Annotated in this window: 14 protein-coding genes; 10 read left to right on the top strand and 4 right to left on the bottom strand. The window is 36.9% G+C overall.

The features are described 5' to 3' along the window. The first annotated feature begins 80 nt into the window (after nucleotides 1-80). From BXY82_RS00515 to BXY82_RS00495, 6 genes are all read left to right on the top strand, one after another. Nucleotides 81-1,034, top strand: coding sequence for a calcium/sodium antiporter (locus tag BXY82_RS00515; protein WP_133756234.1), 954 nt, complete (start codon nucleotides 81-83; stop codon nucleotides 1,032-1,034). A gap of 120 nt (nucleotides 1,035-1,154) precedes the next feature. Further along, the gene (locus BXY82_RS00510) at nucleotides 1,155-3,341 is read left to right on the top strand and encodes a glutamine synthetase III family protein (RefSeq protein ID WP_133756233.1); all 2,187 of its coding nucleotides are present in this window, start codon (nucleotides 1,155-1,157) and stop codon (nucleotides 3,339-3,341) included. Between the two features lie 244 nt (nucleotides 3,342-3,585). Continuing rightward, nucleotides 3,586-3,738, top strand: coding sequence for a hypothetical protein (locus BXY82_RS15400; protein WP_166643238.1), 153 nt, complete (start codon nucleotides 3,586-3,588; stop codon nucleotides 3,736-3,738). A 306-nt stretch (nucleotides 3,739-4,044) separates the two neighbouring features. Next, nucleotides 4,045-5,223, top strand: coding sequence for an AIR synthase related protein (locus BXY82_RS00505; protein WP_133756232.1), 1,179 nt, complete (start codon nucleotides 4,045-4,047; stop codon nucleotides 5,221-5,223). A gap of 34 nt (nucleotides 5,224-5,257) precedes the next feature. Then, nucleotides 5,258-6,358: a DUF3078 domain-containing protein gene (locus tag BXY82_RS00500; protein WP_243835643.1), complete on the top strand. Its 1,101-nt coding sequence runs from the start codon at nucleotides 5,258-5,260 to the stop codon at nucleotides 6,356-6,358. A gap of 196 nt (nucleotides 6,359-6,554) precedes the next feature. Continuing rightward, nucleotides 6,555-9,107: an adenosylcobalamin-dependent ribonucleoside-diphosphate reductase gene (locus BXY82_RS00495; RefSeq protein ID WP_133756231.1), complete on the top strand. Its 2,553-nt coding sequence runs from the start codon at nucleotides 6,555-6,557 to the stop codon at nucleotides 9,105-9,107. A 52-nt stretch (nucleotides 9,108-9,159) separates the two neighbouring features. On the opposite strand, the gene BXY82_RS00490 is transcribed toward BXY82_RS00495, so the two are convergent. Next, the gene (locus BXY82_RS00490; protein WP_133756230.1) at nucleotides 9,160-9,819 is read right to left on the bottom strand and encodes an ATP-binding cassette domain-containing protein; all 660 of its coding nucleotides are present in this window, start codon (nucleotides 9,817-9,819) and stop codon (nucleotides 9,160-9,162) included. A 565-nt stretch (nucleotides 9,820-10,384) separates the two neighbouring features. On the opposite strand from BXY82_RS00490, the gene prfA reads away from it, so the two are divergent. From prfA to BXY82_RS00470, 3 genes are read left to right on the top strand one after another with little or no spacing between them, the layout of a single operon-like run. Further along, complete coding sequence (prfA, locus tag BXY82_RS00480) at nucleotides 10,385-11,461, top strand: peptide chain release factor 1 (protein WP_133756228.1); 1,077 nt, start codon at nucleotides 10,385-10,387, stop codon at nucleotides 11,459-11,461. Between the two features lie 33 nt (nucleotides 11,462-11,494). Then, entirely contained in the window at nucleotides 11,495-12,310 is an 816-nt protein-coding gene (gene pyrF / locus BXY82_RS00475) for an orotidine-5'-phosphate decarboxylase (RefSeq protein ID WP_133756227.1), read from the top strand. A 14-nt stretch (nucleotides 12,311-12,324) separates the two neighbouring features. Then, entirely contained in the window at nucleotides 12,325-13,107 is a 783-nt protein-coding gene (locus BXY82_RS00470; protein ID WP_133756226.1) for an ABC transporter substrate-binding protein, read from the top strand. Here the strand turns inward: BXY82_RS00470 and BXY82_RS00465 are convergent. The 3 genes from BXY82_RS00465 to BXY82_RS00455 all read right to left on the bottom strand — a co-directional run bounded on the left by BXY82_RS00465 (nucleotide 13,082) and on the right by BXY82_RS00455 (nucleotide 14,532). Continuing rightward, the gene (locus BXY82_RS00465; protein ID WP_133756225.1) at nucleotides 13,082-13,309 is read right to left on the bottom strand and encodes a hypothetical protein; all 228 of its coding nucleotides are present in this window, start codon (nucleotides 13,307-13,309) and stop codon (nucleotides 13,082-13,084) included. The genes BXY82_RS00470 and BXY82_RS00465 overlap by 26 nt on opposite strands. A 75-nt stretch (nucleotides 13,310-13,384) precedes the next feature. Then, a complete protein-coding gene (locus BXY82_RS00460; protein ID WP_133756224.1) occupies nucleotides 13,385-13,588 on the bottom strand; it encodes a Lacal_2735 family protein in 204 nt (67 codons plus the stop codon). A gap of 239 nt (nucleotides 13,589-13,827) precedes the next feature. Beyond that, the gene (locus BXY82_RS00455) at nucleotides 13,828-14,532 is read right to left on the bottom strand and encodes a DUF4197 domain-containing protein (RefSeq protein ID WP_133756223.1); all 705 of its coding nucleotides are present in this window, start codon (nucleotides 14,530-14,532) and stop codon (nucleotides 13,828-13,830) included. Nucleotides 14,533-14,814: 282 nt separating this feature from the next. Here BXY82_RS00455 and BXY82_RS00450 point away from each other — a divergent pair, with 282 nt between their 5' ends. Then, nucleotides 14,815-18,237: a methylmalonyl-CoA mutase family protein gene (locus BXY82_RS00450; RefSeq protein ID WP_133756222.1), complete on the top strand. Its 3,423-nt coding sequence runs from the start codon at nucleotides 14,815-14,817 to the stop codon at nucleotides 18,235-18,237. Nucleotides 18,238-18,390 lie beyond the last annotated feature (153 nt).

Here is an 18,390-nt window from a genome sequence, read left to right as displayed (position 1 = left end):
AGTATAGAAAATTTAAGATTGACAAACGGCAATGCTTTCTACATAATACGATTATAGTATCTTCGCAAAAAAAAATAATTATGAGCATTGTCTGGGTTGTATTAGGATTGGTCCTATTGGTAGTTGGAGGTGAATTTTTAGTGCGTTCATCAGTAGCACTATCATTTAAATTTAATATCTCCAAACTTGTTATTGGAATGACTGTAGTGTCCTTTGCAACTTCAGCGCCTGAATTATTGGTGAGTTTGCAGGCCGCCTTAGATGGGTCTTCAGATATTTCATTAGGAAACGTTATCGGGTCAAATATTGCCAACATCGGATTGGTGTTAGGGATTACAGCGCTCATTTCGCCATTGGGAGTGGATAAAGACTTTTATAAGCTCAATTGGCCTATGATGATGTTGCTGTCTATAGTGCTCTATTTTATGTTGCAAAGTGGTTATATCTTAGACAGATGGGAAGGTGCTGCGTTGCTGATTTCAATAATTATATTTCTTGTGGTCTTAATTAGGCGTTCTAGAAATGCTCCAAATATAGAAATAGATGATGTGGACGATACGCTGCAAGTCACCTCTGGCTTTAAGATAATTGTTTGGTTGTTAATCGGTGGAGCAGCGTTGTATTTTGGAAGTGAATGGCTGGTTTTTGGAGCTAAAGAAATGGCCGTTTCTTTTGGGGTGAGTGAGCGTGTTATCTCTGTTACCATGGTAGCCATTGGCACAAGCGTTCCTGAGCTGGCCGCATCAGTTATTGCAGCTTTAAAAAAAGAGAAAGCAATTTCACTTGGAAATTTAATTGGATCCAATATATTTAACATCGCCTCAGTTCTTGGTATTACCGCTATAATTCAACCAATTGTTGTGAACAGTCCTAAGATCTTGACCAGTGACATGTTTTGGATGATTGCCTTTGCATTTGTGTTATTGCCCATGGTATTTCTACCTAAAAAATTAGAATTGGGAAGATTGAAGGGGTTTATACTACTATCGGCCTACTTAATTTTTATCTTTTTAGCCTTCTATATCGAAAATTAGGGGGTAAAAACTGAGAATATCATAATTTTTAATGTTACACCCTAAATATTTTAGGGTATAAACATGATTTATATCATTTTTTTATACTTTTGTCCTATAAGTTTAATAAAATATATAATTATGTCAACCCTACGTTTCCACGCAATTAAAAAAACTCTCGATCGTAAACCAGTCCATGTAGAAGAAATTGAACGACGTTCAGAACTTTTCGGAAGAAATGTTTTTAATGAGGCCACTATGCGCCAATTTCTGACTAAAGAAGCATTTAACAGCGTCATGGCTGCCATGCAGAATGGAACTAAAATAGACCGATCAGTGGCTGACCATATATCCACAGGGATGAAAGAATGGGCCATTTCTAAAGGTGCTACACATTATACCCACTGGTTTCAGCCGTTAACCGGCTCTACTGCTGAAAAACATGATGCATTTTTTGAGACCATAGGAAACGGATTGGCTATTGAAAAATTTGGTGGTTCACAATTGGTGCAGCAAGAACCTGATGCATCAAGTTTTCCCAACGGAGGAATTAGAAACACTTTTGAAGCTCGTGGTTATACGGCTTGGGACCCTACCTCTCCAGCGTTTATTTATGGCACAGCACTCTGTATACCTACAGTTTTTGTATCGTACACGGGTGAAGCTTTAGATTACAAAACACCATTGTTACGTGCGTTATATGCTATGGATAACGCAGCCGTTGCCGTTTGCAAATACTTTGATAAGAACGTCAAAAAAGTAAATACCTCTTTAGGGTGGGAACAAGAGTATTTTTTAGTTGACAGTGCTCTGGCCGCCTCGCGCCCAGATATTGTACAAACTGGCCGCACGCTTTTGGGGCACTCTGCCGCAAAAGGACAGCAGTTAGACGATCATTATTTTGGTTCTATTCCAGCAAGGGCCTTGGCGTATATGAGAGATTTGGAGAAAGAGTGTATGCTGTTAGGAATACCGGTTAAAACAAGACATAATGAAGTAGCTCCTAACCAATTTGAATTGGCGCCTATATTTGATGAGGCCAATTTGGCGGTTGACCATAATTCTTTATTAATGGATGTGATGGATAAGGTTTCAGAGCGTCATAATTTTAAGGTGTTGTTCCATGAAAAACCATTTGCTGGGGTTAATGGGTCAGGCAAACATAATAACTGGAGCTTAAGTACTGATACTGGAGTCAATCTGTTGGGCCCGGGTAAAACCCCAATGAGCAACTTACAATTCTTAACCTTTTTTATCAATACGATTAAAGCGGTAAATGACAATGAAGAGCTACTCAGAGCTGCCATTGCTTCTGCGGGTAATGATCATCGTTTGGGAGCAAATGAAGCGCCGCCGGCTATTATGTCGATTTTTATTGGGGAGCAATTGACCAATGTATTGAATGAATTGGAAAATGTGACCGACGGTAAATTGTCACCTCAGGAAAAAACAGACCTAAAATTAAATGTTGTCGGTAAGATTCCTGATGTATTGCTTGATAACACGGATAGAAATAGAACCTCCCCATTTGCTTTTACGGGTAATAAATTTGAATTTAGAGCTGTGGGTTCTACAGCCAACTGTGGAAATCCGATGACAGTCCTGAATACTATTGTAGCTAAGCAATTGACTGATTTTAAAGTGGAAGTTGATAAATTGATCAAGAAAAATGCGATGAAAAAGGATGATGCCATTTTTAACGTGTTAAGAGAATACATTAAAAACTCCAAAAAGATTCTTTTTGAAGGAAATGGGTACGGCGAAGCATGGGAGAAGGAAGCTAAAAAACGCGGACTTAGCAATCATAGAACAACGCCAGAGGCTTTAAAGGCCAAAGTGTCTAAAAAAGCCATCAAACTTTTCGAGGAAATGGGGGTCATGAATAAAGTGGAATCCGAGGCGCGTTATGAAATTGAGATGGAAGACTATGTGATGCGTATTCAAATTGAAGGCCGTGTGTTAGGGGACATTGCCCGTAACCATATTGTGCCAATTGCCGTGCAGTATCAAAACAGATTGATTAAAAATGTTGTGGGTTTAAAAGAAATATACGGTTCAGAATTTAAAAAATTCGCACAGGAGCAACTCAATTTAATCGAAGATATTTCTGGACATATTTCGTCAATCAATTCTGATGTTACCAGAATGACAGATGAGAGGCGTACGGCTAATTTGCTAGAAGATTATGAACAAAAAGCGCATGATTATTGTCATAAAGTGAAACCTCTTTTTGATAGCATTCGATACCATTGTGATAAATTGGAATTATTGGTAGATGATGAAATTTGGCCAATGACAAAATATCGCGAATTGTTGTTTACTAACTAAAAATAATAGTGCTTTTAAATACAATGAAAGACTCCTTTTACAGGAGTCTTTTTTTATTAATTGTTGTTAATAGACTTAATGTACGTGTGTTCACATATTGAAATACATGGGAAAACTGTATTTCGTCTTGTTAAATTGCATCTAGTCGAAATTATCAATAAAGCACCAAAATAACTCTTTAGAGACTGATTTGTAGAGGGTTATTTTCTTACATTTGTAATGCTATTAATCAATAATTATTAAGATGAAAAAACTTATTCTAAGCTTTGCGGCATTGGCATTTGCTACTTATTTGTTTTCTCAAGACGATTCAGACAACGCAACAGAAAAAGATTCATATTCTGCTGCAGTGGTAATGCAAGATGGATTTCACAACGATACTAAACTTTCACAATAAGGAATAGATTCTACTAACGGATATTCATCTTTTTAATCTCATTAAGAAAACTGTGTAAAGGACAACTAATTGAAAAAATTAGTTGTCCTTTTTATTTTGTTTTAATTCAATACTTAATGCTTATACATAAGCATTTAACTTTTAACTAGGCTTCCGGTATAAAATTCGTGCTATACATTTGAGTATGGTTCCGGTTAAAGATGCTACCGGAAAGTTATTCATTTATTTGTATGCAACGCTAATTCAAAACTGTTTTAAGGGGAAAACTAAAATACAATCCTTATTTTTGTCAATCCAATTAAAGTTATGAGTCAAGACGTTAGTAAAAGATATGCACAAAGAGGTGTTTCGGCTTCAAAAGAAGACGTTCACAATGCTATAAAAAATATTGATAAAGGGCTATTTCCACAGGCATTTTGTAAAATAGTCCCAGATTATCTCACTAATGATGAAGAATACTGTTTGATTATGCATGCTGATGGAGCGGGTACAAAATCTTCTTTAGCATATATGTACTGGAAAGAGACAGGAGATGTATCGGTGTGGAAAGGTATTGCCCAAGATGCATTGATAATGAATATTGATGATTTGTTGTGTGTGGGAGCCACTAATAATATTATGCTGTCATCTACAATAGGCAGAAATAAAAATTTAATCCCTGGCGAGGTCATTTCGGCCATTATCAATGGTACTGAAGAATTAATTGCCGAGTTGAATACTTTTGGTGTTACTATTCATTCTACAGGTGGAGAAACTGCTGATGTGGGAGACTTGGTTAGAACTATAATCGTAGATTCTACTGTAACAGCGCGCATGAAACGTGCTGAAGTTATTGACAATGCAAATATTAAAGCCGGCGATGTGATTGTTGGATTATCATCTTCAGGTCAAGCAAGTTATGAAACTTCGTATAACGGAGGTATGGGGAGTAACGGTCTTACTTCTGCACGTCACGACGTATTTCATAAATATTTGGCTGAAAAATTTCCGGAAAGTTTTGACGCTTCTGTACCTAACGAATTAGTGTATTCAGGAAATGTAAAATTAACTGATGCTGTTGATGGGTCTCCGATAGATGCCGGCAAATTGGTGCTGTCTCCTACGCGTACCTATGCACCTATTATCAATAAAATTTTATCTAAATATAATTCCTCTAATATTCATGGTATGGTGCATTGTAGCGGTGGTGCGCAGACCAAGATTCTTCATTTTGTAGACCGCCTTCATATCATTAAAGATAATTTATTCCCAATTCCGCCGTTGTTTAAATTGATTCAAGAACAATCCAACACCAATTGGAAGGAAATGTATCAAGTGTTCAACTGTGGTCATCGTATGGAGCTTTATGTGTCCCCAAGTATTGCTGATGATATTATAGCAATATCAAAATCATTTAATGTAGAGGCGCAAATTGTTGGCAGAGTGCAAGACGCTGCTAAGAAGCAGTTGACCATTACTAGTGAATTTGGTGTGTTTGAATATTAAACGCAGACTAATCTAACTATTAAAATCCTGCTTAATGAGAAAGATTTTTATGATATGCACAGTATTGCTATGTCAATTTTTAAACGCTCAAACCACAAGTCCGGAGAAGGATTCAGTTGCCATTGCAAAATCTGATTCTTTAATTTTGGCTAAGGCTCGACTAAAAGCCGCTGAAAAAGCGGTGGCAAAAGCAAATGCCTTAGCTATAGATTTGGCGGTTGCAAGGGCAAAAATTATTGCCCAATATAAGGCAGATTCCCTAGCAGCCATAGAAAAACCGAAATGGGTTCAAAAAAATAGGGCTAGTGTGGATATTAGTGAAGTAACCTTTGTAAACTGGAATGCTGGGGGTAGTAATTCCATATCTGCATTACTGGGTCTTAATTCCAGTTTAAATTATAAATACAAGGATTTTTATTGGACCAATAAAAGTAAGGTTCGGTACGGTCTTCACAAGCAGGAGGATCAGAAGTTGAGAAAAACAGAAGATATTATCGAGTTGTCCTCTAACATCGGGTACCGACAGGATTCCTTAACAAACTGGTTTTTTTCAGCTCAGTTTAATTTCAAAACACAATTTACAAATGGGTATAAATACCCGAACAGAGAACGTGCTATCTCTAAATTTTTGGCGCCTGGATATATGTTTGTCGGTGCTGGTGCTGAATATGGGAAGGATATGGAAAAATTTTCTTTTTATTTCTCGCCATTAACTGTCAAGACAACCTATGTGTTAGATCGAGGATTAGCTGATAAAGGGGCTTTTGGGGTCGATCCGGCTGTTTATGATGATGAGGGAAATGTGCTTAGAAGGGGGAGAACCTCTAAAAATGAAGTAGGAATTTTAGTCACTAATTATTTCGAAACCGGAATTTTTGAAAATATTAATGTTTCTAGTAAAACAAGTTTGTATACCGACTACCTCAATAGTTTTGGAAATATTGATGTGGATTGGTTGGTGAATTTTGATTTTAAAGTCAACCAATATGTAAAAGCATCTCTTGGGTCTCATATAAAATACGATGATGACATCAAGATTTTAACGCCTACTGACATTAAAGACAAGTACGTAGAGAACGGTGCCAGAGTGCAATGGAAGCAAATCTTAGGCATTGGTGTAGCTCTCGATTTCTAATTTGGATATACCAATTATAATTTTTAAAATTTGTTAACTTTTTCATGTTGATAAATTCGTAATCACCTAATAATCACTTAATTAAGTTGTTTTTGTTGTAAACTTCATGATTTCGATCATGTTGCAAGTTGTTTATTTTTTGTTACTTTACACTCTCAAAAGAAATGTTCCACAACCAATTAAAGCACGAAATTAAATGAAAGTAGACACGCTATTGCCTCCAACCACAACCTACACACAAGATGAAGCTTTTGAAGCTGCCTTAAAATATTTTAAAGGCGATGATTTGGCCGCAAGAGTTTGGTTAAATAAATATGCCCTTAAGGATTCTGACGGTAATATTTATGAATCTTCTCCAAATGCCATGCATACACGAATTGCAAAAGAAATTGCACGTGTTGAGTCGAAGTATGAAAATCCGATGTCAGAACAAGAAGTATTTGATCTCATCAAAGATTTTAAATACATTGTACCACAAGGAAGTCCAATGGCAGGTATTGGAAATCCCTTTCAAATTGCTTCACTGTCCAACTGTTTTGTTATTGGAAATGACGGTAATTCGGATTCCTACGGTGGGATCATGAAAATAGATCAAGAACAAGTTCAGCTTATGAAACGTCGTGGAGGTGTGGGTCACGATTTGTCTCACATTCGTCCAAAGAGTTCGCCTGTTAAAAATTCTGCTTTAACTTCTACCGGAATTGTGCCATTTATGGAGCGCTATTCCAACTCTACAAGAGAAGTTGCTCAAGATGGTAGGCGAGGAGCGCTAATGTTGTCTGTTTCTATAAACCATCCTGATGCAGAAGATTTTATCGATGCTAAATTAGAGCAAGGAAAAGTTACTGGTGCAAACGTTAGTGTACGAATTGATGATGATTTCATGAGAGCTGTAAAGAATAATACACAGTATACTCAAAAATATCCAATTTTTAGCGACAATCCTAAGTTTTCAAAAACCATTGATGCCAATGGTATTTGGAAAAAAATTGTTCATAACGCCTGGAAATCAGCAGAACCTGGTATTTTATTTTGGGATACTATTATTAATGAATCCGTTCCAGATTGTTATGCTGACTTAGGCTATAAAACGGTGTCTACAAACCCGTGTGGTGAAATTCCGCTATGCCCTTATGATTCCTGTAGGTTATTAGCTATTAATTTATTTTCATATGTAGAGCGGCCATTTACAAAAGAGGCTAAATTTAATTTTGAACTTTTTAAGGAGCACGTCGGCTATGCACAACGTATTATGGACGACATTATCGATCTTGAATTAGACAAGATTGATAATATTTTACGGAAAATTGATGAAGATCCTGAGGGTGATGAAGTTAAAGCCACAGAAAGAAATTTATGGGTCAATATCCGAACTAAGGCTGAAGAAGGTAGAAGAACTGGAGTAGGAATTACTGCTGAAGGAGATATGTTGGCAGCTTTGGGCATTCAATACGGTAGTAAGGAAGGTAATGAGTTTTCTGTTGAAGTTCATAAAACCCTCGCGCTTGCAGCTTATCGCTCGTCAGTGGATTTGGCAAAAGAGCGTGGTGCGTTTGCATTTTTTGATATTGAAAGAGAGAAAAATAATCCGTTCATTCAACGATTAAAAGAGGCGGATAGTAAATTATATTACGACATGTCAGAATATGGCCGTCGTAACATCGCTCTATTGACCATTGCTCCAACAGGAACAACCAGTTTGATGACCCAAACATCATCTGGAATAGAACCTGTTTTTATGCCTGTTTATAAAAGACGTCGTAAAGTGAATCCAAATGATAAGGAGGCACGTGTAGATTTTGTAGATGAGGTTGGAGATTCTTGGGAAGAATATGTGGTGTTCCATCACAGATTTAAAGAGTGGATGGAAGTCAATGGATTTGATCTCACTAAAAATTATGCGCAAAAAGAATTGGATCAGCTCATTAAAAAGTCGCCTTATTATAAAGCCACTTCAAATGATGTAGATTGGATGAGTAAAGTGTCTATGCAGGGTGCTGTTCAAAAGTGGGTGGATCACTCGATCAGTGTTACCATTAATTTGCCAAATGATGCTACTGAAGACTTAGTTGGTAAGCTTTATATGGAAGCCTGGGAAGTAGGTTGTAAGGGTGTTACAGTGTATAGGGACGGTTCAAGATCTGGAGTTTTGATTTCCAATGATGAAAAAAAGGACGAGGACACAGAAACCTTAACAACGTTTCCTACCAAACGTCCTCAAGTACTTAAAGCTGATGTGGTAAGATTTCAAAACAATAAGGAAAAGTGGATTGCCTTTATCGGGTTGATTGATGGAAAACCTTACGAGATCTTTACAGGGCTTGCTGATGATGAAGATGGAATTTTAATTCCGCGTTGGGCTAATGAGGGGGTTATTATCAAAAATAGAAACGAAGATGGGACATCGCGCTATGATTTCCAATATAAAAACATTAGAGGATATAAAACAACTATTGAAGGACTCTCTCACAAATTTGATCCTGAATATTGGAACTACGCCAAATTGATCTCTAGTACCTTACGCCATGGGATGCCAATTGATAAAATTGTAGATTTAATTAACAGTTTGCAGTTGGATACAGAATCTATCAATACTTGGAAAAATGGTGTGGTAAGAGCCTTGAAACGTTATGTAGAGGATGGAACTCAAGTTAAAGGGCAGGCATGTAGTAATTGTAATTCAGAAAATTTAATCTATCAGGAAGGTTGTTTGACCTGCAAGGATTGTGGATCTTCTAAATGTGGATAAACAATTTAGATTTCAAAAAAGAAAGGGGACTAAAAAGTTCCCTTTCTTTTTTTTAATTGCCATCAGGATGTAGATACTTAAAATCTTCAAGCTCTGTTTTAGACTCTATTGTTCTCGTAGAACCATTGTGGATTAAATAGAGGGCATCACATATAGCAGTGACATCTTTATAATAATGGTCAGTAAGCAAAATGGCTTTTGTTGTTTTCTCGGCTACTATGAGTTCTTTTATTTTTTCAACGTATAGAGGAGCAATGTTGGAAAAAGGTTCGTCTAATAACACTACATCACTCTGCATTTTCAAAACTGCGTAGGTTTCAATTACACGTCGTTCTCCGCCAGAAATAGTGTTAAGTTTATAATTGTAAAATTGTGAAAAGTTTTCAAAATAGCTTATAAAGTCCTGCCACTCTAAGTGTAAAAGTTTAAATAGTGTCTTTATTTTGAGCTTACCTGGAGCCATGTCATGTTGTGGTAGGTAAACCATATTGCCTTTTTTGTAAAACGGTTGTAGTAAAGGCAACCCATTAATTCTTATAAACTTGTATTTGGGTCGTAATGATCCAAATAAAATTTGCAACAGACAACTTTTCCCAGATCCATTACGTCCCAGAAGTCCAACAATAGTACCTGTTTCAATTTTGAGATAAACCCCGTTTAAAACACGGCGTGTTTCGAAATTTAATTCTACACTATCCAATTCAATAGTCATACAAATGCTTTCATTAAGAGCAGGAAGGTGAGTGTTATCACAATATCAACAATGTATAGTGAGCAAAAAAGTCTCAAGGTTGAAATTCCCAAATTTTTGTAAAATATGAGCTTTCGTTTAGCACTGGTTTCACGTACCAAATACCAAACAAAGAAAGTCAGAAATAATTTGGTAATGATACTTGGTAAAATATAAGGGTTGAAAATGAGGATCATCACATTGACCGCCATAGACCATAAAAAAAATGGTTTATAAAACAATAATATAGCTCCCAAACGCTGTGTCATAACATGCAAACGTTATTATCATATAATTATTTCAGAAGCGCTATAAATGTAATATGCTTAGTTGGTTATCTTCAATGAACTAGACGTCCATTTTGAATCTTATTGGGATAAAATAACGAGAATTGGGTTTCAATTCCTCATCAGAAGCACTTGGTTTTTTTGTCCCATAGCATCACCTGAAATTAATAATGCATTCTGTTTTTTCTTTAGTTGGTATTGAAATTTCCTTATTTAGAATTAAGAAATTATCGTACTTTTGCATCACAATTAAACCATACATGTTAGACAAATTACAAATAGTAAAGCAACGTTTTGATGAGGTTAGTGATTTGATTATCCAGCCAGATATTATGACTGATCAAAAGCGTTATGTAGAACTCAATAAAGAATATAAAGAGTTGCGTAAACTCATGGATAAACGCGAGGAGTATATTGAGTTGACTAACAATTTGGCTGAGGCGCAAGAAATATTGGATGACGGGAGCGATCCTGAAATGGTTGAAATGGCTAAAATGCAATATGACGAGGCGAAAGAAGGTATCCCTAAATTGGAGGATGATATTCGTTTTATGTTAATACCTAGAGATCCTGAAGATGCGAAGAATGCCGTTATGGAACTCCGTGCAGGTACTGGTGGTGACGAAGCGAGTATTTTTGCGGGAGATTTGTTTAGAATGTATTCTAAATATTGCGAAAGTAAAGGGTGGAAAGTTGATGTGGTAGATTATAGTGAAGGTACTAACGGTGGCTATAAAGAGATACAATTTGAGGTTTCTGGAGATGATGTGTACGGGACATTAAAATTTGAGGCGGGTGTGCACCGTGTGCAACGTGTACCACAAACAGAAACCCAAGGACGTGTGCATACAAGTGCTGCTACGGTAATGGTGTTCCCGGAAGCTGAAGAGTTTGATGTGGAAATTAATCCTAAAGAAGTGCGTATTGATTTTTTCTGTTCTTCAGGTCCAGGAGGTCAATCTGTAAACACGACCTATTCCGCTGTACGTTTAACACACATTCCAACAGGGTTAGTCGCACAATGTCAAGATCAAAAATCGCAACATAAGAATAAAGAGAAAGCCTTTAAAGTCTTGCGATCGCGTTTATATGAAATGGAACTTGCCAAGAAAAATGCCGAAGATGCAGAAAAAAGAGGGTCTATGGTAACCTCTGGAGATAGAAGTGCCAAAATTAGAACCTATAATTATTCTCAAGGTCGCGTAACGGATCATAGAATTGGCTTAACACTTTATGATTTAAGCAATATTGTTAATGGTGATATACAGCGTATAATTGATGAGCTGCAATTGGCCGAAAATACCCAGAAATTAAAAGCAAATACTGATATAATTTAAAAACAAGCCTCTTTTTTGAGGCTTTTTTATTGTATGACAACACAACATCTTGTAACACAGATTAAAAAAAAGAATTCCTTCCTTTGTATAGGCTTGGACGTCGATTTAGAAAAAATACCACAACATTTGTTGGCTGAGGAAGATCCAATTTTTGCATTCAACAAGGCCATTATTGATGCTACACATCATTTGTGTGTTGCATATAAACCGAATACGGCATTTTATGAGGCCTATGGTTTAAAAGGATGGCAATCTCTTGAAAAAACAATTCAATACCTCAATAAGAACCATCCTGAAATTTTTACAATAGCCGATGCCAAACGTGGTGATATTGGTAACACAAGCCGAATGTACGCCAAGGCATTTTTGCAAGATTTAGGTTTTGATAGTGTTACGGTAGCGCCTTATATGGGTAAAGATTCGGTTGAGCCTTTTTTAGAGTTTAAGGACAAGCATACCATACTTTTGGCATTGACGTCTAATGATGGCGCCTTCGATTTTCAAACAAAGCATATGGAGGGAAGGGAAGTCTATAAGCATGTTTTGGAAACTTCAAGATCATGGAGAAATGCTGATAACCTCATGTATGTTGTTGGGGCAACCAAGGCGGAATTCTTGGCAGACATCAGAACTATAATTCCAAATAGCTTTTTATTGGTGCCAGGTGTTGGGGCTCAAGGTGGCAATCTACAGGAGGTATGCAAATACGGCATGACGGATGATGTGGGACTGTTAATCAATTCATCACGCGGGATTATTTACGCCTCAAATGACGAACACTTTGCTGAAGCTGCTGCTCGAATAGCGGCAGAGTTACAGCAGGAAATGGCTGCTATATTGAATCAATAATAAAATGATTTAAAATGAAGGATCAACTTCATAGATCTGTTAATTTAATCCACACCCCAAAACGTATTGTCTCCTTGGTACCTTCCCAAACGGAACTGTTGGTTGATTTAGGTCTCGAAGAGGCTATTGTTGGTATTACAAAATTCTGTGTCCATCCCAATCATCTCCTTCAACATAAAACTGTTGTTGGAGGGACTAAGCAAGTTCACCTTAGTAAAATTAAGGATTTACATCCGGATCTCATTTTGTGCAATAAAGAGGAGAATACGATAGCTATGGTTGAGGAGCTAGAAAAATTAGCCCCAGTGCATATTAGCGATGTCAATACTTTTGAAGATGCTATAGGATTGATTGAACAATATGGACTGCTTTTTTCGAAAGAACAAACAGCATATAGATTAATAAATAGTATACAAGAAAAAAGAAGGGAGTTAGCTGCTTTTATAAAAGATAAACCAAAAAAAAGTGTGGCTTACTTCATTTGGAAAAACCCATGGATGGTGGCGGCAAGTGAAACGTTTATAAATGAATTATTAACAGAAAGTGGCTTCCTAAATTATTTTGGAAGTCAGCAGCGTTATCCTGAAATTCTCCTAAATGCTAAATTACCTGAATCTCCAGATCTTGTCTTTTTGTCCAGTGAACCATTTCCATTTAAACAAGAACACAAATTAATCATCCAAGACTATTTCCCTAAGGCCACCATAAGTATAGTAGACGGTGAGATGTTTTCTTGGTATGGATCCCGATTACTAAAGGCGTTCGATTATTTTAAAACGCTGCATCAACATCATTAGATTGAGCATTTTTCAGATTCAGTATGATTTTTCTCAATTTGGATGCTTCATGATAGAGAAAGTCACTCAAACTCGTATCTGTTTGTAGCATATTGTAAGCTTCTTCTGTAAACTTTAAATAATTGTTCTCAATATCCTTTAAATTTAAGACCTCATTCAGGCTAAATTTTATTTTTCCGACTTTACAAAATTGTGTATTCATAGGTTATTAGGTTAAACTATAGATACGTAAGGAAGATGGTTAAAGACGTATTGAGAAAGTTAATTATTTGGTAAATTATGCCATGGTCTTGGGCCGTGATGTTTCCCGGTTCAAATATTTAAGTCGATTCAGTTTGTTTAAAAGCTTAATCGCTTTGTACTCTGAAATATCACTTAAGGCATGATCTGTTTGACGTAGGTTGTAAGCTTGTTCAACAAGTTGTTTGTAACGTGTTTGTAGTTGGGTTTGATGCGATTTAATTTCTAATAATTTTTTCATGACTACAACAGTTTGAAAGTTAAATATATTTAAAATTGTGATATGCAGCATGTTAAAAACGTAAAAACATTAAAAAAAAGGCCAGTTTATTTCTAAACCGACCTTTTTTGGATTCTGACTAACTCCTGCAAAACCAATCTAATTATAAAAACGATAGTTTATTTGGTGCATCAAAATTAAAACCTTTATAATTTTTTAAAGTTAAATTAGCATTACTGAATTATTAAATTGAAGGCCAATTAATCTTGAAGCGCAAAAACTCTTCGCAATAAATCAGTCGTTCTCGCGCCTATTTTATTTCTAATTTCATTTTCTTCAACAGCAATCATGGTATACACGCCTTTTAATGCTTCTTCGGTAACGTAATCTGTCAAATTAGGATTCACCTTATTTGTAAATGGAATGGCATTGTAACGGTTGATTAGGTTTTCCCAAATTTGATCTGCCCCTACTTTCGCAAATGAATTGTTGATTACCGGATGAAACTTATCATATAATGAGGTTTTGGTTTTTGAAGTGAGGTATTGTGTAGCAGCATCATCAGCACCTAAAAGAATTGTTTTAGCATCAGCAAAAGTGATTTCTTTTACGGCGCCTACAAAAATAGGAGTGGCCTCTTTAACGGCGTCCTCAGCCGCTCTATTTAATGCTTTTATACCTTCATCGGCCAAACTGCTCAATCCAATATCCCTTAAGCCTTTGTCAACCTTTTGTAATTCGGCAGGAAGTAAGATCTTGACCAGATCATTTTTATAAAAACCATCAGTTTGCGTTAATTTTGTAACTTGTTTTTCGATACCAAAATCGAGTGCCTGCCTTAACCCGTTAGCTATATCTGTATTACTCATAACACCACCTTGCGGTAAGGAGTCCACTACACTTTGTAGTTCTGCACAAGAATTTAAGGTAAAAATGGTAAATAGTATAAATAGGGATTTTTTCATAACAATTGATTTTTATTAGTGTGTTCAAAAATAAATTAAATAGTTTTAAATTATGATTGTTTAGGGCTTTTAAACACTATTCATGCCGAAGTATTGGAATTCGCTCCTCGAATCTTAAAAATAGTCTCTATTTACTGGCTAAATATATAATTATACAGTAGTCGTGATCAGAAAATTGGTGGGATGATGATGGTTAATCCTTCACTAAACTATTGACAATAAATGTGTGCTTCTTTTATAAAATCTGTAAATTTGCGAGAGGTATAAATCTAATTTTTACATATGATACAAGTAACACCCTATAAACCCAAACATAAAGTTAGAATAGTAACTGCAGCTTCTCTTTTTGACGGCCACGATGCCGCCATAAATATCATGAGACGCATCATACAATCAACAGGCGTAGAAGTAATTCACTTAGGCCATGATAGAAGTGTGGAAGAGGTGGTAAATACGGCCATTCAAGAAGATGCAAACGCAATTGCTTTAACTTCTTACCAAGGTGGACATAATGAGTATTTTAAATACATGTATGATTTGTTGAATGAAAAAGGTGCTGGCCATATCAAGATATTTGGCGGTGGTGGCGGTGTGATTCTACCTGAGGAAATTAAAGAACTCATGGATTATGGTATTACCAGAATCTACGCACCTGATGATGGACGGGAATTAGGGTTGCAGGGCATGATTAATGATTTGGTAGAAACATCTGATTACGCCATTGGTGATGTGCTTGGAAATGAAGTGGAGCAATTGAAAAGTAAGAACCCTAAAGCCATAGCTAGGATTATCTCTTCAGCAGAAAATTTTCCTGAAGTAGCGAAACCTATTTTAGATAAGATTCACGAAAAAAATAAAGGTTCCAAAACTCCTGTGCTCGGAATTACAGGAACTGGAGGAGCTGGTAAATCGTCATTGGTTGATGAATTGGTGCGTCGATTTTTAATTGATTTTCCTGAAAAGACCGTAGGCTTAATTTCTGTGGATCCATCAAAACGTAAAACTGGAGGTGCCTTATTGGGAGACCGTATTCGTATGAATGCCATTAATAGTCCACGTGTGTACATGCGTAGTTTGGCCACTAGACAATCCAATTTAGCTTTATCAAAGTATGTCAATGAAGCTATTGAGGTGCTGAAGGCCGCAAATTATGATTTGATTATTTTGGAAACATCAGGTATTGGTCAGTCAGATACTGAAATAATTGAACATTCTGATGTGTCACTTTATGTGATGACTCCCGAATTTGGTGCAGCCACACAATTGGAAAAGATTGATATGCTGGATTTTGCTGATTTGGTAGCCATTAATAAATTTGATAAACGCGGTTCATTGGATGCCTTACGTGATGTAAAAAAACAATACACGCGCAACCACCAACTGTGGGATGTGGACCAAAGTGATTTACCGGTCTTCGGAACTATTGCCTCTCAATTCAATGATCCGGGAATGAACACACTGTACAAGGCCATCATGGATAAGGTTATGGAGAAAACGGAGGCCGACTTGAAATCTACCTTTACCATATCGCAAGAAATGAGCGAAAAGATTTTTGTCATCCCACCGGCCAGAACACGCTACTTATCAGAAATTGCCGAAAGTAACCGTGCTTACGATAAAACGGCTACGGAACAGGTAGAAGTCGCTCAGAAACTCTATGGAATTTACAAAACACTAGAATCCGTAATAGGTAAGACACCAGAATTGGATAAAGCAGGTATTGATAGTAAGTCTATTTATTCAAAGTCAGAAACGCAAAATGATTTCGTTAAATTATTAATAGGCGAATTTGACCGAGTAAAGCTTAACCTCGATCCTTATAACTGGGAAGTGTTAATGGGATGGAACGAAAAAGTTAATTCATATAAAAATCCTATCTATTCATTTAAAGTGAGAGATAAGGAAATAAAAATTGAAACACACACAGAATCCCTTTCTCACATACAAATACCCAAGGTGGCTTTGCCAAAATACCAAGCTTGGGGCGATATCTTAAGATGGGTGCTTCAAGAAAATGTACCGGGTGAATTCCCGTTTACCGCAGGCTTATACCCTTTTAAACGCACCGGTGAAGATCCAGCACGTATGTTTGCTGGCGAGGGCGGACCTGAACGGACCAACAGGCGTTTTCATTACGTAAGTATGGGATTGCCGGCCAAACGGCTATCTACAGCGTTTGATAGTGTGACATTGTATGGCAATGATCCAGATCTACGTCCTGATATTTACGGGAAAATTGGGAATGCAGGTGTTAGTATCTGCTGTTTGGATGATGCCAAAAAACTGTATTCTGGATTTAATCTAACTCATGCCATGACCTCTGTGAGCATGACCATCAATGGTCCTGCACCAATGTTATTAGGCTTCTTTATGAATGCAGCAATTGATCAGCAATGTGAATTGTATATCAAGGAAAATGGATTAGAAAAAGAAGTTGAGACTAAAATTGCCAACATTTATAAAGAAAAAGGAGTTGACAGGCCAACCTATAATGGCGATTTGCCAGAGACTAATGATGGTTTAGGATTGATGTTATTAGGTGTTACTGGAGACGAAGTATTACCAAATGAGGTTTACCAAGATATTAAAACCAAAACGATTGCTCAGGTAAGAGGGACCGTTCAAGCAGATATTTTAAAAGAGGATCAGGCGCAAAACACGTGTATTTTCTCTACCGAATTCGCTTTACGATTGATGGGCGATGTACAAGAGTATTTTATTGAAAATAATGTCCGTAACTTTTATTCGGTGTCTATTTCTGGATATCATATTGCAGAAGCGGGCGCGAATCCAATTACCCAATTGGCCTTGACGTTGTCTAACGGATTTACTTATGTAGAGTATTATTTAAGTAGAGGGATGGATATCAATAAATTTGGTCCAAACCTGTCCTTCTTTTTCTCGAATGGTATCGATCCAGAATATGCTGTGATTGGTCGCGTAGCGCGTAAGATATGGGCTAAAGCGATGAAAAATAAGTATGGTGCTGATCCGAGAGCGCAAATGTTGAAGTATCATATCCAAACTTCAGGACGTAGTTTACATGCTCAGGAAATTGACTTTAATGATATCCGTACCACTTTGCAGGCCTTATATGCTATTTATGACAACTGTAACTCGTTACATACCAATGCCTATGATGAAGCCATAACAACGCCTACAGAAGAGTCTGTACGTAGAGCCATGGCCATTCAGTTGATCATCAATAAAGAATTAGGACTAGCAAAGAATGAGAACCCAATTCAAGGCTCTTTCATTATTGAAGAATTGACTGATTTGGTTGAAGAGGCAGTCTTGTTAGAATTTGATCGCATTACGGAACGCGGTGGTGTGCTTGGTGCGATGGAAACAATGTATCAGCGCAGTAAAATTCAGGAAGAAAGCTTGTACTATGAGACTTTGAAACATAACGGTGAGTTCCCAATTATTGGTGTCAATACGTTCTTAAGTAGTAAGGGCTCCCCAACGGTGATTCCGAAAGAAGTGATTAGAGCAACGGAAGAAGAGAAGCAATTCCAGATCAAAACACTTGAAAACCTGCACCAAAGAAATGACACTGATAATTTGTTAAGAGAGCTTCAGCATAAGGCCATAAACAATGAAAACATCTTTGAAGCTTTGATGGAAGTCTGTAAAGTATGCTCTTTAGGCCAGATAACAGATGCGTTATTTGAAGTTGGAGGTCAGTACAGAAGAAACATGTAAGCAGCGAACCAAGTTTTGCTTTTCGCAAAACTTGTGTGAGTCGCTTATCCCGCTTTTGAGCGGGATCTCAAGAGACTTAAGCCAAATCTTGAAGCGTACCTGTTTTTTTAAAACTTGCGTGAGTCGCTTATCCCGCTTTTGAGCGGGATCTCA

Origin of the sequence: Gelidibacter sediminis, assembly GCF_004364975.1 — a bacterium.
Taxonomy (GTDB): Bacteria; Bacteroidota; Bacteroidia; order Flavobacteriales; family Flavobacteriaceae; genus Gelidibacter; species Gelidibacter sediminis.
This window is presented reverse-complemented; position numbering and strand designations above follow the sequence as displayed.